Consider the following 18,978-nt stretch of genomic DNA (forward strand, 5'->3'; position numbering starts at 1 on the left):
GAGTAGAACGCAGCTTATGGACCTGATCGCCAACCACATCAGCCATCGCTTCGGTGACCTCGCCGTGCTCGACGACGTTTCCTTCACCGTCGGTGCCGGCGAGGTGGTGGCGATCGTCGGGCCTTCGGGATGTGGCAAAAGCACGCTGCTGTCGATTCTCGGCGGACTGTTGCAGCCATCGTCGGGCGCGCCCGAGCTGCGCGGATCGCCGCCGGCGGACAGTCTCAATCCGCTGACCTTCGTGTTCCAGGATTTCGCGCTGCTGCCCTGGGCGACGGTGGAGGAGAATGTCGAATTCCCGCTGCTGCATACCCAGCTCTCGGCCGTGCAGCGCCGCGCGCTGGTCGACGATGCCCTGCGCCGCACCGGCTTGACCGATTTTCGCACAACCTATCCGAAGCAGCTTTCCGGCGGCATGCGCCAGCGCGTCGGCATTTCGCGCGCGCTTGCGGTCAAGCCCGCCATCCTGCTGATGGACGAGCCGCTGTCGGCGCTGGATTCGCAGACCCGCGAACTTTTGATGGAAGACTTCGTCCGCCTGCTCGCCGATGGCGGCATGGGCGCAGTCTATGTCACCCACAATCTCGAGGAAGCCGCACGGCTCGCCGACCGCATCGTGGTGCTGTCGCGGCGGCCGGGCCGTATTCGCGAAGTCGTGGCCGTACCGATGACGCGCACCGAGCGCGGCGAGATCGCTGCGCGTGAAAAGCTGCTGGCGCTTCAGAACCAGATCTGGTCGCTGATCCGCAACGAGGCGATCGACGCCGAGCGCGAGGTCCAGCATGCTTGATCGCGCGGGGACGTCTGCGAAGGACGACACGACGCGGCGCGTCCGTTTTCGCGGCGCCGGCTTCGTGCCCGCCAGCAGCCGCTTCGGCGGCTGGATCGCGCTCGCCCTCGTCATCGCGATCTGGCAGGCGGCCGGCAGCGCCGGGCTCGTCAATCCGCTGTTCCTGCCGGCGCCGGCTGCGATCGCGCGCGCGATCTACGAGCTCGCGATGTCAGGCGCGCTGTGGCAGCATCTGTCGGCCTCGATCCTGCGCATCGGCGTCGGCTGGGTGCTGGGAACGGCGGCCGGCGTCGCGGTCGGCTTCGCCATCGGCCTGTCGCGGCTTGCGCGCAGCGTCGGCATCACCTTCATCTCGGCGCTGTTCCCGATCCCGAAGATCGCACTTCTGCCATTGCTCATTCTCTGGCTCGGCATCGGCGAAGAGCCGAAGATCGCGACCATTGCGCTCGGCGTGTTCTTCTCGACCGCAATCTCGGTCTATAGCGGCGTCGATGCGGTGCCGCGCAACCTCATCCGCATGGCGCAGAGTTTCAACGTTCCCTTCGCCACCATCGTGCGCAAGGTGATCTGGCCCGGCGCGCTGCCCGCCATCCTCGCCGGCTTCCGCATCACCGCGTCTGTCGCACTGCTGCTCGTCGTCAGTGCCGAGATGATCGGCGCCCAGTATGGCATCGGCGCCTTCGTGCTTCAGGCCGGCAATCTGATGCAGACGGACCAGCTGCTCGCGGGCGTGGTGATCCTGTCGGTGTTCGGGCTTGTGGTGGGGAAGGTGATCGGCTGGCTGGAGACGCGGTTGCTGCACTGGCGGTAGCCGCAACCCGCGCGACTGCAGGGTGGGCAAAGCGTAAGCGTACCCACCATCTCTTCATCAGTCGCTGAAGTGTGGTGGGCACGGCGCAAGGGCGCCTTTGCCCACCCTACGAAACCGGCGGCTCACGCATTCCCGCGATCTTCCCGAAACAGATCCAGCTTCTGCTGCACCGGGCGATCCGAGAAGCTGAACAGCACGGCGTCGTCTTCGGCTTCGTGCGTCACCCACTGCCAGCTCGGCACCACGAACAGATCGCGCGGGCCCCATTCGAAAACGGCATCGCCAATCCGGCTGCGTCCTTTGCCCTCGATCGGACAGAACACCGTCGCATCGGTCGCGCGGTAGCGTGCGGTCTTGAAACCCTTCGGCAGCAACTGGATGAAGGTGCCGATGGTCGGCATTGCGAAATCGCCGGTCTCGGGATTGCTGAATTTCAGCTTCAATCCGTGGCAGGCGTCCCACTCCTGGCTCGCGCGTGCCTTCTCCAGCGCCTCGCGGGTGTAGGCATAGGGATAGCTGAAGATCGGAGAGGTCTTGGACGATCGCTTCACGTCGACCGGTAGCAGATTGTGGCCGTAGCGCGCAAAGCTGTCGCCGGCGGGCTTTGTGATCCTCTGCTGGTCGTCCTTGGAACCTTCCGCAAAGGAGCAGTCGAAGAACTGCACCAGCGGGATGTCGAGGCCGTCGAGCCAGAACATCGGCTGGTCGGTCTCGTTGGAATGATCGTGCCAGGTCATCGACGGCGTGATGATGAAATCGCCGGGCTCCATCGCGGTGCGCTCGCCGTCGACCGCGGTGTGAGCGCCCTTGCCTTCGAGCACGAAGCGCAGCGCCGACTGGCTGTGGCGGTGTGCGGGCGCGACGTCGCCGGGCACCACCATCTGCACGCCGGCATAGAGCGAGGTCGTGATTTTCGACTGGCCGCGCAGGCCGGGGTTCTCCAGCACCAGCACGCGCCGCTCGGCTTCCTTGGCCGTGATCAGTCGGCCTGCTTCCGTCATGTAGTCGCGGATGACGTCGAATTTCCACAGATGCGGCCGGCAGGCGCTCCTCGGCTCCGGCGTGATCAAATCGCTCATCACCGTCCACAGCGCGGTGAGGTTTTCGCCGTCAATCTTCTTGTAGAAGGCCTCGCGTTCCGGCGTCTTGGTCACGGCTTCCATGGTGCGGCTCCCGTTCGTTTTGTTGATTGACAGTATACTGACGATCTAGGTAGCGTCAACGTGACGAACGGCCTACAAAGCCGCTGTCATTCCGGGGCGCGCCGAAAGGCGCGAGGCCTGAATCCATACTCCCGATCGTGGTTATGGATTCCGGGCTCGACGCTAACGCGTCGCCCCGGAATGACGAACAAAATACAGGGAGGGTTCCGATGAAGCTGCACGGCTATTTCCGCTCCAGCGCCGCCTATCGGGTGCGGATCGCGCTGAACCTCAAGGGCCTCGGCGCCCAGCACCTGCCGCATCATCTTCGCAAGGGCGAGCAATGTGCGCCCGCCTATCTCGCCATCAATCCGCAAGGGCTGGTGCCGACGCTGGAGAACGATGCGGGAGCGGTGCTGACCCAATCGGTCGCCATCATCGAATGGCTCGACGAGACGCATCCCAATCCGCCGCTGCTGCCGAAGGATCCGCTGCGGCGCGCGAAGGTGAGGGCGTTCGCGCTGGCGATCGCCTGCGACACCCACCCGGTGCAGAATTTGAAGGTGCTGGCGCGGCTGCGCGAGCTTGGGCTCGCCGAGGAGAAGGTCCAGGACTGGGCGGCGTGGGTCAACCGCGAGGGGCTGTCGGCCTGCGAGACGCTGATCAGGGACGAGCCGGGGCCGTTCTGCTTCGGCGATGCGCCGACGCTCGCCGATCTCTGCCTGGTGCCGCAGCTCGCCAATGCCCGCCGCTTCGGCGTCGATGTGTCGACCTATCCGCGGCTGCTGAAGGCGGAGGCTGCGGCAAAGGCGCTGCCGGCCTTCGCAAACGCCGCGCCGGAGAAGCAGCCCGATGCCGAGTAAGCCCGCCCCTCCGATCACGATCGACGCGGTCTATGCCGCGCCGGGCTATCTGTTCCGGCGCATGCAGCAGATCGCAGTCTCGATCTTCATGGAGGAGTGCAAGGCGTTCGATCTCACGCCGGTGCAATATGCGGCGCTGATCGCGATTCACACCCACCCCGGCATCGACGCGACACGGCTGTCGGCGGTGATCGCCTTCGACCGCTCCACCCTCGGCAGCGTGATCGAGCGGCTGCAGGCCAAGGATTTTATCGAACGCAAGCCGGCACCCGAAGACAAGCGGATCAAGCTGCTCTATCTGACGAAATCGGGCGCCGCGATCCTGCGCGAGATCATCCCCGCCGTCGAGCGCGCCCAGGCGCGGATGCTGGAGCCGCTGAAACCCGCCGACCGCAAGGCGCTGATGGGGCTTTTGGTGCAGCTCGTCGACCTCAACAACGAGGCCTCGCGCGTGCCGCTGCGCGCGGAGGACGCGCTGGAGCATATGGGGAAGGCGGGGTGAGCGGGATGGTCGGCGGATGCGGTGACGCTGTCGCCTTTATCTCCGCTGTCATTCCCCGCGAAAGCGGGGAATCCAGTACGCCGCGGCTTCTCGGTTCAATCACAACCGCCTCGGAATACTGGATCGCCCGCTTTCGCGGGCGATGACAGCGAGTTTGGGATTGCTACATCCGCAACAACGCCTGCCGGTCAATCTTCCCAGTCCCCGTCTTCGGCAGCTCGTCGATGAAGATCACCTCGCGCGGATACTTGTAGGGAAGCAGCTTGCCCTTGACGTAATCCTGCAGCCGCCGCGTCGCCTCATTCTGATCGGTCGCGCGGTTGTTCATCACCACGACCGCCTTCAGCGTCATGCGCCGGTCCGGCAGCTCGGCGGCGAACACGGCGCATTCGCGGATGTCGGGTGTGGTCGGCGAGGCACAGCTCGACTTCGAGCGGGTAGACCCACTGGCCTGAGATCTTGATGAGGTCGTCGGCACGGCCGCGGAAGAAGTGGAAGCCGTCGGCATCGCGCACGAAACGGTCGCCGGTGTAGATCCAGCCGCCCTCGCGGATGGTCTCGGCGGATTTGTCCGGCCGGTTCCAGTACAGCGGCGTGTTGGAACCGCCGCGCACCCACAAGATGCCTTCCTCGTCGTCGGCGACGTCGCGGCCGTCCTTGTCGCGCAGTGCGACCTCGTAGCCTGGCACGCGCAGGCCGGCGGCGCCGAGCTTCTTCTGTTCGGGGCGGTTGGAGAGGTAGATGTGCAGCACCTCGGTCGAGCCGAGGCCTTCGACGATTTCGAGGCCGGTGAGCGTCTTCCAGCCGTTGAAGACGTCCGCAGACAGGACCTCGGCCGCCGAAAGCGACATGCGCAGCGACGAGAAGTTGGTCTTGTCTGCCCCCTCCGCCTTGGTCAGTGAGGTGTACAGCGTCGGCAGGCCGAAGAAGACCGTCGGCTTGTATTGCTCGATCGCGGCAAAGATCGATGCAGGCTTCGGCTGGCCCGGCAGCAGCAGCGTCGCGGCACCCGCGGAGAACGGGAAGGTGACGGAGTTGCCGAAACCGTAGGCGAAGAAGATCTTCGGCACCGAGAAGCAGATGTCGCCGGGCGTCAGCTTCAGCACGTTCTGCGCAAAGGCGGCATCGCTGTAGGCCATGTCGTGCTGGAGATGCACGATGCCCTTGGGCCGGCCGGTCGAGCCGGAGGAGTACATCCAGAACGCCATCTCGTCGCGATGGGTGTCCGCTTCCGCGAGCTCGGCCGGGAACTGCGCGAGCCAGCCTGGCGCCGCGATCGCAGCAGGCGCGGCGTGGGCGCGCGCTTCGCCGTTGACGACGATCAGCGTGCGCAGGCAGGTCGCCGCGCAGGCCTCCGCATCGAAGCGCGTCGCGAATTCGGCATCCGCCACCGCGACCGCGGCGCCGGAATCGGCGAGATAGAATTGCAGCAGGTCCGGCGGCGTCAGCGTGTTGATCAGGAGCGGCACGAAGCCGGCGCGCACCGCGCCGAAGAATGCGGCCGGATAGGCCGGGGTATCGTCGAGGAACAGCAGCACGCGGTCGCCGCGCTTCAGGCCAAGCGACGCGAAACCGTTGCCCCAGCGGCAAGTTTCCGCGCAAAGCTCGGAATAGCTGCGGGTCCCCGCGGGTCCGATCAGCGCAGGCTTGTCGCCGCGGCCCTTGGCGAGCTGGTCGAACAGCACGCGGCTGGCATTGTAGGTTTGCGGAATGGCAAAGCCGATTTCACGGGCGCCCGGGCCGTCAGCGGGCACCTGGTCGCGGATCTCGCTGCTCATGCGGCATCTCCGCCGTTCTTCTCGGCCTCGTAGCGCGTCATGAAGGCGGGCGACATCGCGCGCAGCCGGGGGTCGTCGATACGGCCGGAGCGGGTGATGTAGCTGTAGGCGAAGTCCATCAGGCCGAGCTGCATGTGCTGGGCGAAGTGCTCGTACCAGAAGGCCGAGGTGCGCGCGGCATTGACGAGCTTCTGCACCACCGGTTTTCGCGCGGCCTGATAACGGTGCAGCGCGGTCGACAGATGCGCATCCGACTCCAGCGCCTTGACCAGCGCAATGGCGTCCTCGATCGCGAGCCGCGTCCCCGAGCCGATGGAGAAATGCGCCGAGTGCAGGGCGTCGCCGAGCAGCACCATGTTCTTGAACGACCAGTGCTCGTTCCAGACCCAGGGAAAGTTGCGCCAGACCGACTTGTTGGAGACCAGGCAGTGGCCGCCCAGCGTGTCGGCAAAGACCTCCTCGCAGACGCCCTTGCACTGCTCGGCATCCTTGTAGGCGAAGCCATAGGCCTGCCATGTCGCGTGGTCGCATTCGACCAGGAAGGTGCTCATGGTCGGGGAGTAGCGATAGTGATGGGCATTGAAGGCGCCGCGGTCCGTCTTCACGAAGGTCTGCGACAGCGTGTCGAAGCGTTTCGAGGTCCCGTACCAGACGAACTTGTTGGAGGAGTAGGACAGCGACGTGCCGAAATCGCCCTCATAGGCGCGCCGCACCAGCGAATTCAGCCCGTCGGCCGCGACGATCAGGTCGTGGCCGTTGAGCTGGTCGATGGCGTGGATCTGCGTGTCGAAGCGCGGCGTGACGCCGGCGTCGAGCGCGCGCTGCTGGAGGAACTGCAGGAGCTCCAGCCTGCCGATCGAGGAGAAGCCGACGCCGTCGATGGCGACGCTGTCGCCGTGAAGGTTCAGCGTGATGTTCTCCCAGCTCTCCATATGCGGCGCGATCGCATCGACCGTTTCGGGGTCGTCGGCGCGCAGGAATTCCAGGGCCTGATCGGAGAACACGACGCCAAAGCCCCAGGTCGCGTCGGCCGGGTTCTGTTCGAACAGGTCGACTTGATCCTCGGGATGACGCTTCTTCCAGAGATAGGCGAAATAGAGCCCACCGGGCCCCCCGCCAATCACGGCGATCCGCAACGTCTGCCTCCCTAATTGACAGTATACTTACTATCTAGGGGTAGACTAATGTGCTCCGGCTTTCCACGCCAGCGGAATTATCGAAGGCGAGGCGCGCCGAAGCTTACTCCCGGACACGCGTCTGGCGCGTGTCCGAAGCAGTGACGTTGCGAACCATAACCAAACCGCGCGGGCTTGGCCATCCGGGGTCAGACGCAGCGCTTCACGTAGACGCCGTTCACCAGCACCCTGGTACAGCGGACCGCGGGAACCGGCTTGCGCACCACGACGGCCGCATTCGGCCCGGCACAGCCGGCGCGGTAGACGCCCCGGGCGCACACCACCGCGTTGGCATCGGTAGACTCAAAGGTCATGCTCGCGCCGAAGGCGAGGAGCGCGGCAGCAATAAGCAGAAATGAACGCATGTCTTTCTCCCGGTCTTGTCGTGATCGAAATCGGTTACTTGCAAAGGGTTTGTCGCGGCCGGCGCGCGAAAATTCATTCGCGCGCGCCCGATCGTGGTCGCGCGCTTGGCGCGCAATCCCGCGCCGCTTATCGCGCCGCGAATGGCGCCAGCACTTCCTTGCAGGCGGGCGACAGTGATGCGGCATTGCTGGAGATGCATTGCACGATGCGGCCCCCGCCCGGCGCGACGCCGGCGCAGAGCGTGCGGATGTCGGCACCGCAGGCCGAGCGCACGATGAACAGTTCTTCGCGCGGCCGTAGCGGGCGCAGAACGATCACGGCCGGCGCCGCCGCCGGTGCTGCTGCCGCAGGAGCTGCGCCCGCAGGTGCTGCTGTCGCAGCAGCGCTGCCGCCACCGGTTGCGGCGCTCACCGCCTTCTCACAGGCCGGCGAAACCTTGGCCTTGTTCTTCTCGAGGCATTCGAGGGCGGGGGCGCCGCCCGGCGGCACGCTGGCGCACACCTTGGGATAATCGGCGCGGCACGCGCTCTTGACCGCGGCAATCTGCGTGCTGCTCGGCTGCTTTGACGCTGCCGCTTTCGGAGCGGCTGCGGCGGCGGGCTTCGCCCCGGCGGCGGGGGCCGCTTCGGTCTTTGCCGGTTCAGATTTGGCGGGCGCAGCTTCAGTCTTCGGCGCCGCAGCGGGCTCGACCGCGCGAACCGCGGTCTGGCATCCCGATGACAGGCTGGACATGTTCTTCTGGAGACATTGATACGCCTCCGCGCCACCGGGCGTGACGCTCGCGCAGTGTGCCATGAAGTCCGAGCGGCATGCGGAACGGATGGCGCTCTTCTGAGCCTCGGTCGGCGCTTGCGCGAATGCGCCTGTTGCAGTTGCGAAGAGCGTTGCCGCCAGCAGCGCGCGACGCGTTGACGCGTGTTTCAACGTGTTGAACATTTGGGTAAATTCCCTGCCCTGTCGGTCACGCCGACGATTTTTAAATGTAATGCAAGCAATCATTGCGGGTGATGCCGCGTGCAGCATCATTGGCTGCCTCGGCCTCTACCGCAAGTAGATTATACGGGCGCAATTGCGACGTAACCAGAGCATGATCCGGAAAAGTGTGCCGCGGCTTTCCCTCGCGACAAACGCGGAACGCGTTGGCGCGGAGATCATGCTCAAACAATACGGCGTCAGAGCTTGACCATGCGCTTGCCGCGGTTCTCTCCCGCCAGCAATCCGATCAGCGCCTTCGGCGTATTCTCCAATCCGTCGATGATGTCCTCCTGCACCTTCAGCTTGCCGGATGCGACCCAGCCCTGGAGGTCGGCGAGCGCGCGCTGGCTCTCCTTCATGTAGTCCATCACGATGAAGCCCTGCATGACGAGCCGCTTCACCACGATCAGGCCGGGCACGCCGCGCGGGCCGTGCGCGGCAGGTGCGCCGTCATATTGCGAGATCGCGCCGCAGCAGGCGATGCGGCCGTAATTGTTCATCTGCGGCAGGCAGGCTTCCAGAATGTCGCCGCCGACATTGTCGAAATAGACGTCGATGCCTTTTGGCGCCGCCGCGCGCAGGGCCTTGAACACCGCGCCGTCCTTGTAGTCGACGGCGGCATCGAAGCCGAGCTCGGAGGTCAGCCAGTTGCACTTGTCTGCGCCGCCGGCGATGCCGACCACGCGACATCCCCTGATCTTGGCGATCTGCCCGACGATCGAGCCGACGGAGCCGGCCGCCGCGGACACCACGACGGTCTCGCCCTCTTTGGGCTTGCCGATCTCCAGCAGGCCGAAATAGGCGGTGAGGCCGGCGATGCCGAACACGCTGAGCAGATGCGTCATCGGTTCGAGCTTCGGCATTTTCGTGAGATGCTTTGCCGGCACCGCGGCAAACTCCTGCCAGCCGGTGTCGCCGAACACGATGTCGCCGGCAGCCAGCCCCGGCGCCTTCGAGCTGACGACCTCAGCGATGCCGCCGCCGGCCATCACGCTGTTGGCCTCGACCGCGGAACGATAGGTCGCGCCATGCATCCAGGCGCGGTTGGCGGCGTCGAGCGAGATGTAACGCACCTGCAGCAAGGCCTCGCCGTCCTTCGGCTCCGGCATCGCACCCTCGACCATCTTGAAGTGCTCGGCACCGAGCTTGCCGCTGGGCTTTTCGACCAGAAGAATCTGGCGATTGATGCTGCTGCTCATGGCGTTTCCTCTTCGTTTGCTTGACGATTATGGATGCAGCCGCCGCAAAGAAAACGTGCAAGCCGCATTCGTTGTGCGCTGCATGAAGGCTAGATCGCGCCGACCCGTTTCGCAACGGGAACATCAGGCCATCGCGCGAGCACGCCAAGCGTGTTGCGTCGTCGTCATATCTGCGACATCATGAAGCGCCGGTGTAGGTGGGGGTAAGCGATGTCGAACAAGTTTACGCAATACATTCTGGCCGCGATGGTGCTGGGCATCGTCATGGGGGCGGCGATCTTCAACTTCCTGCCTGACACCAGAGCCGAATGGGCTTCCTCCATCAACCTGATCGCCATGATGTTCCTGCGCCTGATCAAGATGATCATCGCGCCGCTGGTGTTTGCGACGCTGGTCGGTGGCATCGCGCATATGGGCAGCGGCTCGCGGCTCGGGCGCATCTTCGCCAAGACCATGGGCTGGTTCGTCAGCGCGTCCTTCGTGTCGCTGCTGCTCGGCCTCGTCATGGTCAATCTGCTCCAGCCCGGCGCGAACTTCCCCGGCACGCTGCCGCAGGCGGGGCAATCGACCGGCTTGCCGGTCTCGGCCTTCTCGATCGAAAAATTCCTGACCCATCTGATCCCGACCTCGATCGCCGACGCCATGGCGCAGAACGAGATCCTGCAGATCGTGATCTTCGCCGTGTTCTTCTCGGTGGCGATGGGCTCGATGCCCGAACGGTCGAAGCCGATCCTGGCAATGATCGACGACGTCGCTCACATCATGCTCAAGGTGACGAGCTATGTGATGCTGTTCGCCCCGCTCGCGGTATGGGCCGCCATCACGGCCACTGTCGCCAAGAACGGCCTCGGCGTGCTGTGGAAGCTCATCGTCTTCATGGGTGGCTTCTATCTCGCGCTTGGGATCCTGTGGGTCATCCTGATGATCGTCGGCTTTGTGGTGATCGGGCCGCGATACAGCCATCTGCTGAAGCTGATCCGCGAACCCCTGATGATCGCGTTCTCCACCGCGAGCTCGGAAGCGGCCTATCCGAAGACGCTGGAGGGGCTGACCAAGTTCGGCGCGTCGTCGCGGATCTCGAGCTTCGTGCTGCCGCTCGGTTACTCCTTCAATCTCGACGGCACGATGATGTACTGCACCTTCGCGAGCATCTTCATCGCGCAGACCTACCACATCGAGATGTCGCTCGCGACGCAGCTGGCGATGCTCGCGACGTTGATGATCACCTCCAAGGGCGTTGCCGGCGTACCGCGCGCATCCCTCGTGGTGATCGCCTCGACGCTGTCGCAGTTCGGCATCCCCGAGGCAGGCCTGCTGATGATCATGGGCATTGACACGTTCCTCGACATGGGACGCAGCGCCACCAATGTCATCGGCAATTCGCTCGCGACCGCCGTGGTCGCGAAGTGGGAAGGTGAGCTCGGGCCCGAGCACGAGCTCGGACCCGGCGAAGCGACGACGCCGGACATGGTTCCGGGCGAACTGCCCGCGATGGCCGGCCATTGACGGGAGTGCATCATGCGCCTTTCAACGGCGATATCGGGTGGCCTGTTGCTGGCGGCGTGCCTGCTGGCAACCGGCGCCTCCGCCCAGACCGGCGGCAGCGAAGGGCTTAGCCCGACGCTGTCGGCCATCAAGAACAGGCACACCGTGCGGCTCGGCTATCGCGAGAGCTCGCCGCCGTTCTCCTTCCTCGACCAGTCAGGCCGCCCGATCGGCTACAGCCTCGAACTCTGCGAGGCCATCGTCGAGGAGATCGGCGTCGAGGTCGACGATCCCGATCTGAAGATCGACTACGTCAAGGTCACCTCGGACGACCGCATCGACGCCGTGCTCCAGAACAAGATCGACCTGGAATGCGGTTCGACCACGGCCAATGCCGAGCGGGGCAAGCGCGTCGCGTTCTCGCCTTTGATGTTCGTCGCCGGCACCAAGCTGATGGTGCCGAAGGCATCAAAGGTCCAGTCGTTGACCGACCTGAAGGGCAAGACCGTGGTGGTGACGAAGGGCACCACCAACGAGCAGGCGATCCAGGCGGCCGACAAGAAGTCCTCGCTCGGCCTCAACATCGTCACCTCGCCGGATCACGAGCAGTCCTACCAGATGCTCGTCGACGGCAAGGCCGACGCGTTTGCAACCGACGACATCCTGCTCTCCGGCCTGATCGCTCGCCATAAGGCGCAGGACAAGTTCCGCGTCACCGGCGATTACCTGTCCTATGACCCCTACGGCATCATGTTCAGGAAGGGTGAGCCTCAGCTGACGGCGGTGGTCGACCGCACCTTCCGCAAGCTCGGCTCCAATCGCGATCTCGTTCCTCTCTACAACAAATGGTTCACCGCGCGGCTGCCCACCGGCGAACGCCTGAACGTGCCGATCTCCCTGCAGCTGGAGGAAGCCTTCAAGGCGATGGACGATTCCGCGAGCGCGAATAATTGAGCGCTTACTTCCTTCTCCCCTTGTGGGAGAAGGTGGCGCGAAGCGCCGGATGAGGGGGCTCTATCCGCACGTTAAATCTACGTTGAGGAGAGAGACCCCTCACCCGTCTCGCCGCTACGCGGCGAGCCACCCTCTCCCACAAGGGGAGAGGGGACGCAGCGCACTTTGTCGCAAGAGTTCGATCAACGTTATGCCCCAAACACCCGATCCAGCGCCGCATCGTACGTCGCCTGCACCAGCTCCGGATGCAGCTTCGCCAGCGCTTCCATCATCACGCCGGAATTGATTTCCAGCACCCGCCACTCGCCATCGACACGGACCACGTCAATCGATGCGAAGGCGATGTCGATGGCGCTCGCGGCATCGGTCGCGAGCTTCACGCAGGCCGTTCGAACCTTGTCGTCCTCCAGCAGCACCGGCTTTGCGCCGGCATCGAGGTTGTGTCGCCAATCCGACCCACGCTGCTTGCTGTAGACGACGAGTGGCACATCATCGAGCAGGATCACGCGCACCTCTTGCTCGATCGCGACATAGGGCGAGATCACGAGTCCGGCGCTCATCGAAAAGACCTCGGCGGCCGCTTGGTCGAGTTCCGCCTCTGTCGTCACCTTGAACACCGCGCGCCCCGATGTTCCCTCGTTCGGCTTCACCACCACGCCTTGCGGATGGTCGTGAAGCAGCTCGAGCATTGCGTCTCGCCAATTGGGACCAACAACGTTCTTGCCCAGCTTTGGGTTGAGGAAGAGGCGATGGGGAACGCATCGTACGCCCTCAAGCGCCAGCACCTCGGCAGTGGCCGATTTGTCGTTGGCGAGACGGTGCGCGATGGCGCTGTTGAGACCGATGTCGTAGCCGAACGCGAAGTGGCGCTTCGCGCGGCTGCGCATCGCGAGCAGCCAGCCGCCGGCGCGGACATCGAGCGCGATGCCATGGGTCGCGCAATAGCGCCTGATCGCCTGGACGAAGATCCGCTCGCCGCTTGCCATGTGTTCAGTCGTTCCTGTCGCCAAAAGCCGCAAAAATGCGGGAAACGGCGCCAAACCGGGGTGAAAGTCAGAGCTATTCTTAATGAAATTCTCGCGAGCGCGACGGAAATTAAGTGCTGCAATCAGGCCCTGAAGGGAAAAGAAATTGCCCGCCGCGCATGCCCGGCAGCAGATTCATTAATGATGTGGCCATTTCCGCCGCAAATGCCGGTTTGAGCGGCATCAATTGCATCCGGAACGAGGTTGATTATTGGCCTCAATGGCGTAGATCACACACGCGAAATCCTCCGCCATGGCAATGGTGTCCGCCCCGCTTTCAGGGGCCGGGCAATGCTTTTGCCCTAAAACCGCAATTATTCGGAATATCGAAAATCATGAGCGCGTTTTACCGAGAGAAGGTTCTTTCCGTCCAGCACTGGACCGACACGCTGTTCAGCTTCCGCGCCACGCGCGACACCGGCTTTCGCTTCCAGAACGGCCAGTTCGCCATGATCGGCCTCGAGGTCGATGGCCGTCCGCTGCTGCGCGCCTACAGCATGGCGAGCGCCAACCACGAGGAAGAGCTCGAGTTCTTCTCGATCAAGGTTCAGGACGGTCCGCTGACCTCGCGCCTGCAGAAGATCAAGGAAGGCGACACCATCCTGGTCGGCCGCAAGGCGACCGGCACGCTGATCACCGACAACCTCATTCCCGGCAAGCGGCTGATGCTGCTCTCGACCGGCACCGGTCTCGCGCCCTTCGCCAGCCTGATCAAGGACCCCGAGGTCTACGACCAGTTCGACAGCATCGTGCTGGTGCATGGCTGCCGCCAGGTCTCCGAGCTTGCCTATGGCGAGAAGCTGGTTGCTTCCTTGCGCGAGGACGAGCTGTTCGGGGAGCTGCTGGCGGACAAGCTGATCTACTATCCGACCGTGACCCGCGAGCCGTTCAAGAACCGCGGCCGCATCACCGACCTCATCAACTCCGAGCAGATCTTCAACGATATCGGACAGGGCCCGCTCGACATCGAAACCGACCGCATCATGATGTGCGGCAGCCCGGCGATGCTGGAAGAGCTGAAGGTGATGTTCGAAGGCCGCGATTTCATCGAGGGAAGCGGCAACAAGCCCGGCCATTTCGGGATCGAGAAGGCGTTCGTCGAGCGGTAAGCCGCTCGTTTTCTGAGCGACGCCTTTAGCCACAACATCGGTGTCGTCCCGGGGCGCGCGACTTGTCCGCCGTAGCTCGAAGAGCGAAGGCGTAAGCGCGAGCCCGGGACCCATAACCACAGGACGTGGTTTGGCGACGGCTAGTGGCTATCAGCTCGCTCCATAACCTCTCCCTGTGGTTATGGGTCCCCGCGTGCGCGGGGACGACAGTTGAGAGTTTGGCTGGCATCTCGCCTCACACTCGCTAGGCCATCCACGTCCCTCACCCTCCTCCCCCGACTTTGTTATTGGCGCGTCTCGCGCGCCCCTTGTTATAAGCTCGCGCCAAAATCTCGCCGCGATGTTGCAATGCGAGAGCTGGGGAGCTGCGCAAATCTTGTCTGTGATCGACCATGGTTCGCCGAAACCGACCGCCTTCGTGCTGGCGGGCGGCGGCAGCTTCGGGGCGATCCAGGTCGGGATGATGCATTCGCTGGCGAGCCACGGGGTCGTCGCCGATCTCGTGGTCGGCTCCAGTGTCGGCGCGATCAACGGCGCCTATTATGCCGGCGATCCCTCGCTCAAGGGCGTGCTGGGGCTGGAAGCGGTCTGGCGCGGCCTGAAGCGTCATGATGTCTTCCCGGTCACCTGGAAGAGCCTCGCCGGATTCATGTGGCGGCGCGATTTCCTGATTCCCCATGACGGCATCCGCAAGCTGGTCGAGGACCACATCCCCTATCGCAACCTCGAGGATGCCGCGCTTCCGGTGCACATCGTCACCACCGATTTCGTCTCCGGAGAGAGCGTGGTGTTGTCGGAGGGGGCGACGGTGGACGCGATCCTGGCGTCCACTGCGATCCCCGGCGCGTTCTCGCCGGTCTACTACCGCAATCGGTTCCTCGCCGACGGTGCGATCTCCTCAAACACCCCGGTCCGGGTCGCGATCAAGAAAGGCGCAAAACGGCTGGTCGTGCTGCCGACCGGGCACGCCTGCGCGGTGAAGGATCCGCCGGTGGGCGCGGTTGCCAATGCCCTGCATGCGCTGACGCTGCTGATCGCCCGGCAATTGGTGGCGGAGCTCGAGGGGGTGGCGTCCGACATCGAATATGTCGTGGTGCCGCCGCTCTGTCCGCTGGTGGGATCGCCCTACGATTTTTCGCGGACCGACGACCATATCGAGCGTGCGGTCGCGAGCACCGATGCCTGGCTGGCGCGAGGCGGCCTCGAGCAGCACGGCGTCATTCCGCACGAGGCGCAGCCTCATGGTCACTGATTTGTCATTTCATTTGAATCTATTGCACTGCGAAGCCCGCCGCGGGATGGATTGATTTGCGGCATCCGGATTCGGTAGCCTCAAGGCGGGGTCCGCGTCATAACCATGGACGTGGCGCGGGCGTATCATGCCCTGTCAGACTGACGAGAGGGATGTGGTCGTGGCCAACGATAACAAGACGCAAGCTTCGCCCGAAGGGCTGATGGAAACCCTGCTGCTGCCGTTCTCGCCGCGTTTCATCGTGCTGACCATCTGCGCGGTCGTCACCGCGCTGTTGATTGGCATCGGCCTCGCCGATGGCAAGATCTTCGACATCCTGCTGATCCCGATCGCGATCTTCGGCGCTCTCACGCTGCTCGGCGTCCGCGATCTCATGCAGAAGAGTCACGCGGTGCTGCGCAACTATCCGATCTCGGCGCATATCCGTTTTCTGCTCGAAGAGATACGCCCCGAGATGCGGCAGTATTTCTTCGAGAGCGAGAAGGACGGCATGCCGTTCTCGCGCGATACCCGCTCGCTGGTCTATCAGCGCGCCAAGATGGAGCTCGACAAGCGCCCGTTCGGCACCCAGGAGGACGTCTACCGCGAGGGCTACGAGTGGATGCATCACTCGGTCTCGCCGAAGACGCACGCCGAGGAGAAGTTTCGCGTCACCATTGGCGGCCCCGATTGCGCAAAGCCATATTCGGCATCGGTGTTCAACATCTCCGCGATGAGCTTCGGCGCGCTCAGCCCGAACGCCGTGCGCGCGCTCAATGCCGGCGCCAGGAAGGGCGGCTTCGCGCATGACACCGGCGAGGGCGGCTTCAGCCCCTACCATCGCGAGATGGGCGGCGACATCATCTGGGAGATCGGCTCCGGCTATTTCGGTTGCCGTCATCTCGACGGCACGTTCGATCCCGAGGCGTTCGCGCGCGTCGCGAGCCAGGACCAGATCAAGATGGTCGAGCTCAAGATCAGCCAGGGCGCCAAGCCCGGCCATGGCGGCGTGCTGCCGGCTGCGAAGGTGTCGGAGGAGATCTCAAAAATCCGCGGCGTCACGATGGGCGAGGACTGCATCTCGCCGGCCTCGCACCGCGCCTTCTCCACGCCGGTTGGCATGATGCAGTTCATCGCCGAGATGCGACGCTTGTCCGGCGGCAAGCCGGCCGGCTTCAAGCTGTGCATCGGCCACCCCTGGGAATTCCTCGCGATCTGCAAGGCGATGCTGGAGACCGGCATCTATCCTGATTTCATCGTCGTCGACGGCAATGAAGGTGGCACCGGCGCCGCGCCGCTGGAGTTCATGGACCATCTGGGCATGCCGATGCGCGAGGGCGTCAATTTCGTCCACAACGCGCTGGTCGGCATCAATGCGCGCGACCGCATCAGGATCGGCGCGTCCGGCAAGATCGCGACCGCCTTCGACATGGCGCGGGCGATGGCGATTGGCGCCGACTATTGCAACTCGGCGCGCGGCTTCATGTTCTCGCTCGGCTGCATCCAGTCGCTGAGCTGCCACACCGACCGCTGCCCGACCGGGGTTGCGACCCAGGACCCGACGCGTGCGCGTGCGCTCTACGTGCCGCTCAAGATCGACCGCGTGCATAATTATCACCACGCCACGCTGCACTCGCTCACCGAGCTGATCGCCGCGGCCGGTCTCGAACATCCGCAGCAGCTGCGCCCGATCCACTTCAGCCAGCGGACATCGACCACCCAGGTGCGATCCTTTGCGCAGCTCTATCCGTCGCTGCGTCCGGGCGAGCTGCTCGAAGGCACCGAAGATCCGCGCTTCCGTGAAGCCTGGCAGATGGCGCGGGCGGAGACGTTCCAGCCGGCGCCGTAGGGGCCACCGCATGATCCGCCGGATCCTGCGGCGGTGAAAATTCATCGGGGATTGTGGTTGTGTTTTAACGTCTGTGTCAGCTTGGGGTGTAAATTGGCCCCATGGACGAGCGACGCGACAAAACCAGGCACCGCGTGCTGAAAGCCGGAACCATCGAGTTCGGCGGCGGCGCGATCGACTGCACCATCCGCAATTTCTCCGATACGGGTGCCGCGCTCGATGTCACCAGTCCGGTCGGTATCCCGGAGCGCTTCACCCTGGTCATCCAGGCCGACGGAACGCATCTCGCCTGCACGGTCGTCTGGCGCGAGGAGAAGCGGATCGGCGTGCGGTTCGGGTGAGCGGTCTGCGTTTGATCGGCGCGCGCTTAGGGCGCGCTTGTCCGGGACGACGGGTGGAGGGTTGGGTGCGCAATCACCCCGTCTCGACCTCACTCAACCGGCCCGCCAGAATCTTGTCGATCCTGCGTCCGTCGAGATCGACCACCTCGATATGCCAGCCGGCGAAGTCGAAGGCATCGCCGACATTGGGCAGCACGTTGAACTGTTGCAGCACCAGGCCCGCCACCGTGTTGTAGCGGTGCGGCGGCAGCTCGACGCCGAGCAACTCGCCGAACTCGTCGACCGGCATCCAGCCGGAGACCAGCAGCGAGCCGTCATCGCGCCTGACATAGGCCGGCTCCGGCGGTCCCTCCTCGGAATGGAAGGCGCCGACGATCGATTCCAGAATGTCAGCCGTCGTCACGATGCCCTCGAAGGCGCCGTATTCGTCGTAGACCAGGCCGACATGAACCGGAGCGGCTTTCAGGATCGCCAGCACGTCGCGGGCGTCGGCTGATGCCGGAATGCCGGGCGCCTCGCGCACCAGCGCTCGCAGATCCGGCGTGCGCTCGTTCATGTAGGCGACCAGCAGGTCTTTGGCCTGGAGCACGCCGATCGGCTTGTCGCGATCGCCGTCCGAGACGGGAAAGCGCGAATGCGGGCTCTTCGCGATGATCGCTTGAATGGCCTCCGGCGCATCGTTCAGATCGATCTCGTTGACCTCCGTGCGCGGCGTCATGATCGCGCCGACCGGCCGGTCGCCGAGCCGCATGACGCCCGCGATCATCTCTTTTTCGCCCGACTCCAGCACGCCCGCGTTCTCGGCTTCGCTGACGAGGTGATGGATCTCGTCCTCCGAGACCTTCTCCTCGGCCTTGCCGCCGCGGCCGAGCAGCGTGAGGATCAGCTTGCCGGAGAGATCGAGCAGGAAGACGAGCGGCAGCGAGATCCGCGCCAGAACGTGCATCGCGGGCGCGACCTTGACCGCGATGCTCTCGGGGTCGCGCAGCGCCACCTGCTTCGGCACCAGCTCGCCGACGATCAGGGTGGTGTAGGTGATGAGCGTGACGACGATGCCGACGCCGACGATGTCGGCAATCCCTGAGGACAGGCCGAGCTCGACCAGCCATTGCGTCAGCCGCTGTCCGAGCGTCGCGCCGGAGAACGCGCCCGAGAGCACGCCGACCAGCGTGATGCCGATCTGCACCGTCGAGAGGAACTTTCCGGGATCGGCCGCCAGCGTCAGCGCCCGCTCGGCGCCGCGCACCCCCTTGGCCGCGAGCAGCGACAGCCGGGCCGGGCGGGACGAGACCACCGCCAGCTCGGACATGGATAACAGGCCGTTAATGACGATCAGGACGACGACGATGATGATTTCGACGGACAACATTGTGCGCAAAGAGA

The 18,978-nt window shown here is 64.4% G+C and carries 17 protein-coding genes and 1 pseudogene; 10 read left to right on the forward strand and 8 right to left on the reverse strand.

Annotated features, from left to right (window positions below; all coding sequences use genetic code 11):
• Window positions 1-16 precede the first annotated feature (16 nt).
• Window positions 17-790 carry an ABC transporter ATP-binding protein gene (locus ACVJ5M_RS06740; protein WP_063980680.1) on the forward strand — a complete coding sequence of 258 codons (774 nt, stop codon included), beginning with the start codon at window positions 17-19 and terminating at the stop codon, window positions 788-790.
• A complete protein-coding gene (locus ACVJ5M_RS06745) occupies window positions 783-1,601 on the forward strand; it encodes an ABC transporter permease (RefSeq protein ID WP_063980681.1) in 819 nt (272 codons plus the stop codon). Before ACVJ5M_RS06740 ends, ACVJ5M_RS06745 begins: the two co-directional genes overlap by 8 nt.
• Before the next feature lie 122 nt (window positions 1,602-1,723).
• Here ACVJ5M_RS06745 and gtdA read toward each other — a convergent pair whose 3' ends face one another.
• A complete protein-coding gene (gene gtdA, locus ACVJ5M_RS06750; RefSeq protein ID WP_063980682.1) occupies window positions 1,724-2,764 on the reverse strand; it encodes a gentisate 1,2-dioxygenase in 1,041 nt (346 codons plus the stop codon).
• A gap of 209 nt (window positions 2,765-2,973) precedes the next feature.
• On the opposite strand from gtdA, the gene maiA reads away from it, so the two are divergent.
• Both maiA and ACVJ5M_RS06760 read left to right on the forward strand, forming a co-directional pair.
• Window positions 2,974-3,606 (forward strand): maleylacetoacetate isomerase, encoded by a 633-nt coding sequence (gene maiA, locus ACVJ5M_RS06755; RefSeq protein ID WP_063980683.1) that lies wholly within the window; start codon window positions 2,974-2,976, stop codon window positions 3,604-3,606.
• Window positions 3,596-4,108, forward strand: a complete 513-nt coding sequence (locus tag ACVJ5M_RS06760) for a MarR family winged helix-turn-helix transcriptional regulator (RefSeq protein WP_063980684.1) — start codon at window positions 3,596-3,598, stop codon at window positions 4,106-4,108. Before maiA ends, ACVJ5M_RS06760 begins: the two co-directional genes overlap by 11 nt.
• A 163-nt stretch (window positions 4,109-4,271) precedes the next feature.
• Here the strand turns inward: ACVJ5M_RS06760 and ACVJ5M_RS06765 are convergent.
• From ACVJ5M_RS06765 to ACVJ5M_RS06785, 5 genes and pseudogenes are all read right to left on the reverse strand, one after another.
• Window positions 4,272-5,886: pseudogene (locus tag ACVJ5M_RS06765) on the reverse strand (benzoate-CoA ligase family protein).
• Window positions 5,883-7,022: an FAD-dependent monooxygenase gene (locus ACVJ5M_RS06770; protein ID WP_063980686.1), complete on the reverse strand. Its 1,140-nt coding sequence runs from the start codon at window positions 7,020-7,022 to the stop codon at window positions 5,883-5,885. The pseudogene ACVJ5M_RS06765 and the gene ACVJ5M_RS06770 overlap by 4 nt, the downstream one beginning before the upstream one ends.
• A gap of 188 nt (window positions 7,023-7,210) precedes the next feature.
• The gene (locus ACVJ5M_RS06775) at window positions 7,211-7,426 is read right to left on the reverse strand and encodes a hypothetical protein (protein ID WP_028148322.1); all 216 of its coding nucleotides are present in this window, start codon (window positions 7,424-7,426) and stop codon (window positions 7,211-7,213) included.
• 127 nt (window positions 7,427-7,553) lie between these two features.
• Complete coding sequence (locus ACVJ5M_RS06780) at window positions 7,554-8,363, reverse strand: cysteine rich repeat-containing protein (protein ID WP_063980687.1); 810 nt, start codon at window positions 8,361-8,363, stop codon at window positions 7,554-7,556.
• 236 nt (window positions 8,364-8,599) lie between these two features.
• Window positions 8,600-9,601: an NADP-dependent oxidoreductase gene (locus tag ACVJ5M_RS06785; protein WP_063980688.1), complete on the reverse strand. Its 1,002-nt coding sequence runs from the start codon at window positions 9,599-9,601 to the stop codon at window positions 8,600-8,602.
• A gap of 210 nt (window positions 9,602-9,811) precedes the next feature.
• Here ACVJ5M_RS06785 and ACVJ5M_RS06790 point away from each other — a divergent pair, with 210 nt between their 5' ends.
• Window positions 9,812-11,107, forward strand: a complete 1,296-nt coding sequence (locus tag ACVJ5M_RS06790; protein WP_063980689.1) for a dicarboxylate/amino acid:cation symporter — start codon at window positions 9,812-9,814, stop codon at window positions 11,105-11,107.
• Window positions 11,108-11,119: 12 nt separating this feature from the next.
• Window positions 11,120-12,040, forward strand: a complete 921-nt coding sequence (locus ACVJ5M_RS06795; RefSeq protein WP_063980690.1) for an amino acid ABC transporter substrate-binding protein — start codon at window positions 11,120-11,122, stop codon at window positions 12,038-12,040.
• A 188-nt stretch (window positions 12,041-12,228) separates the two neighbouring features.
• Here ACVJ5M_RS06795 and ACVJ5M_RS06800 read toward each other — a convergent pair whose 3' ends face one another.
• Complete coding sequence (locus ACVJ5M_RS06800; RefSeq protein WP_354100015.1) at window positions 12,229-13,026, reverse strand: ATP-grasp domain-containing protein; 798 nt, start codon at window positions 13,024-13,026, stop codon at window positions 12,229-12,231.
• Between the two features lie 374 nt (window positions 13,027-13,400).
• Here ACVJ5M_RS06800 and ACVJ5M_RS06805 point away from each other — a divergent pair, with 374 nt between their 5' ends.
• The 4 genes from ACVJ5M_RS06805 (at window position 13,401) to ACVJ5M_RS06820 (ending at window position 17,595) form a co-directional block, all read left to right on the forward strand.
• Window positions 13,401-14,174 (forward strand): ferredoxin--NADP reductase, encoded by a 774-nt coding sequence (locus ACVJ5M_RS06805; RefSeq protein WP_354100016.1) that lies wholly within the window; start codon window positions 13,401-13,403, stop codon window positions 14,172-14,174.
• A 340-nt stretch (window positions 14,175-14,514) separates the two neighbouring features.
• Complete coding sequence (locus ACVJ5M_RS06810) at window positions 14,515-15,426, forward strand: patatin-like phospholipase family protein (protein ID WP_187387907.1); 912 nt, start codon at window positions 14,515-14,517, stop codon at window positions 15,424-15,426.
• 202 nt (window positions 15,427-15,628) lie between these two features.
• On the forward strand, window positions 15,629-17,254 hold the full coding sequence (locus ACVJ5M_RS06815; protein ID WP_063986035.1) for an FMN-binding glutamate synthase family protein: 1,626 nt from the start codon (window positions 15,629-15,631) through the stop codon (window positions 17,252-17,254).
• Between the two features lie 101 nt (window positions 17,255-17,355).
• Window positions 17,356-17,595 (forward strand): PilZ domain-containing protein, encoded by a 240-nt coding sequence (locus ACVJ5M_RS06820; RefSeq protein WP_354100017.1) that lies wholly within the window; start codon window positions 17,356-17,358, stop codon window positions 17,593-17,595.
• Between the two features lie 73 nt (window positions 17,596-17,668).
• Here the strand turns inward: ACVJ5M_RS06820 and ACVJ5M_RS06825 are convergent, their stop codons facing one another.
• A complete protein-coding gene (locus ACVJ5M_RS06825; protein ID WP_063980693.1) occupies window positions 17,669-18,964 on the reverse strand; it encodes a hemolysin family protein in 1,296 nt (431 codons plus the stop codon).
• Between the last annotated feature and the right edge of the window lie 14 nt (window positions 18,965-18,978).

The organism is Bradyrhizobium sp. S3.7.6 (assembly GCF_054061875.1).

Bases quoted from the DNA above. Each gene is read 5' to 3' on its own strand.
- ACVJ5M_RS06790 (WP_063980689.1), top strand. From the start codon at position 9,812: ATGTCGAACAAGTTTACGCAATACATTCTGGCCGCGATGGTGCTGGGC.
- ACVJ5M_RS06740 (WP_063980680.1), top strand. From the start codon at position 17: ATGGACCTGATCGCCAACCACATCAGCCATCGCTTCGGTGACCTCGCC.
- ACVJ5M_RS06815 (WP_063986035.1), top strand. From the start codon at position 15,629: ATGGAAACCCTGCTGCTGCCGTTCTCGCCGCGTTTCATCGTGCTGACC.
- ACVJ5M_RS06775 (WP_028148322.1), bottom strand. From the start codon at position 7,426: ATGCGTTCATTTCTGCTTATTGCTGCCGCGCTCCTCGCCTTCGGCGCG.
- ACVJ5M_RS06760 (WP_063980684.1), top strand. From the start codon at position 3,596: ATGCCGAGTAAGCCCGCCCCTCCGATCACGATCGACGCGGTCTATGCC.
- ACVJ5M_RS06795 (WP_063980690.1), top strand. From the start codon at position 11,120: ATGCGCCTTTCAACGGCGATATCGGGTGGCCTGTTGCTGGCGGCGTGC.
- ACVJ5M_RS06785 (WP_063980688.1), bottom strand. From the start codon at position 9,601: ATGAGCAGCAGCATCAATCGCCAGATTCTTCTGGTCGAAAAGCCCAGC.
- ACVJ5M_RS06780 (WP_063980687.1), bottom strand. From the start codon at position 8,363: ATGTTCAACACGTTGAAACACGCGTCAACGCGTCGCGCGCTGCTGGCG.
- ACVJ5M_RS06800 (WP_354100015.1), bottom strand. From the start codon at position 13,026: ATGGCAAGCGGCGAGCGGATCTTCGTCCAGGCGATCAGGCGCTATTGC.
- gtdA (WP_063980682.1), bottom strand. From the start codon at position 2,764: ATGGAAGCCGTGACCAAGACGCCGGAACGCGAGGCCTTCTACAAGAAG.
- maiA (WP_063980683.1), top strand. From the start codon at position 2,974: ATGAAGCTGCACGGCTATTTCCGCTCCAGCGCCGCCTATCGGGTGCGG.
- ACVJ5M_RS06825 (WP_063980693.1), bottom strand. From the start codon at position 18,964: ATGTTGTCCGTCGAAATCATCATCGTCGTCGTCCTGATCGTCATTAAC.
- ACVJ5M_RS06805 (WP_354100016.1), top strand. From the start codon at position 13,401: ATGAGCGCGTTTTACCGAGAGAAGGTTCTTTCCGTCCAGCACTGGACC.
- ACVJ5M_RS06820 (WP_354100017.1), top strand. From the start codon at position 17,356: ATGGACGAGCGACGCGACAAAACCAGGCACCGCGTGCTGAAAGCCGGA.
- ACVJ5M_RS06810 (WP_187387907.1), top strand. From the start codon at position 14,515: ATGTTGCAATGCGAGAGCTGGGGAGCTGCGCAAATCTTGTCTGTGATC.
- ACVJ5M_RS06745 (WP_063980681.1), top strand. From the start codon at position 783: ATGCTTGATCGCGCGGGGACGTCTGCGAAGGACGACACGACGCGGCGC.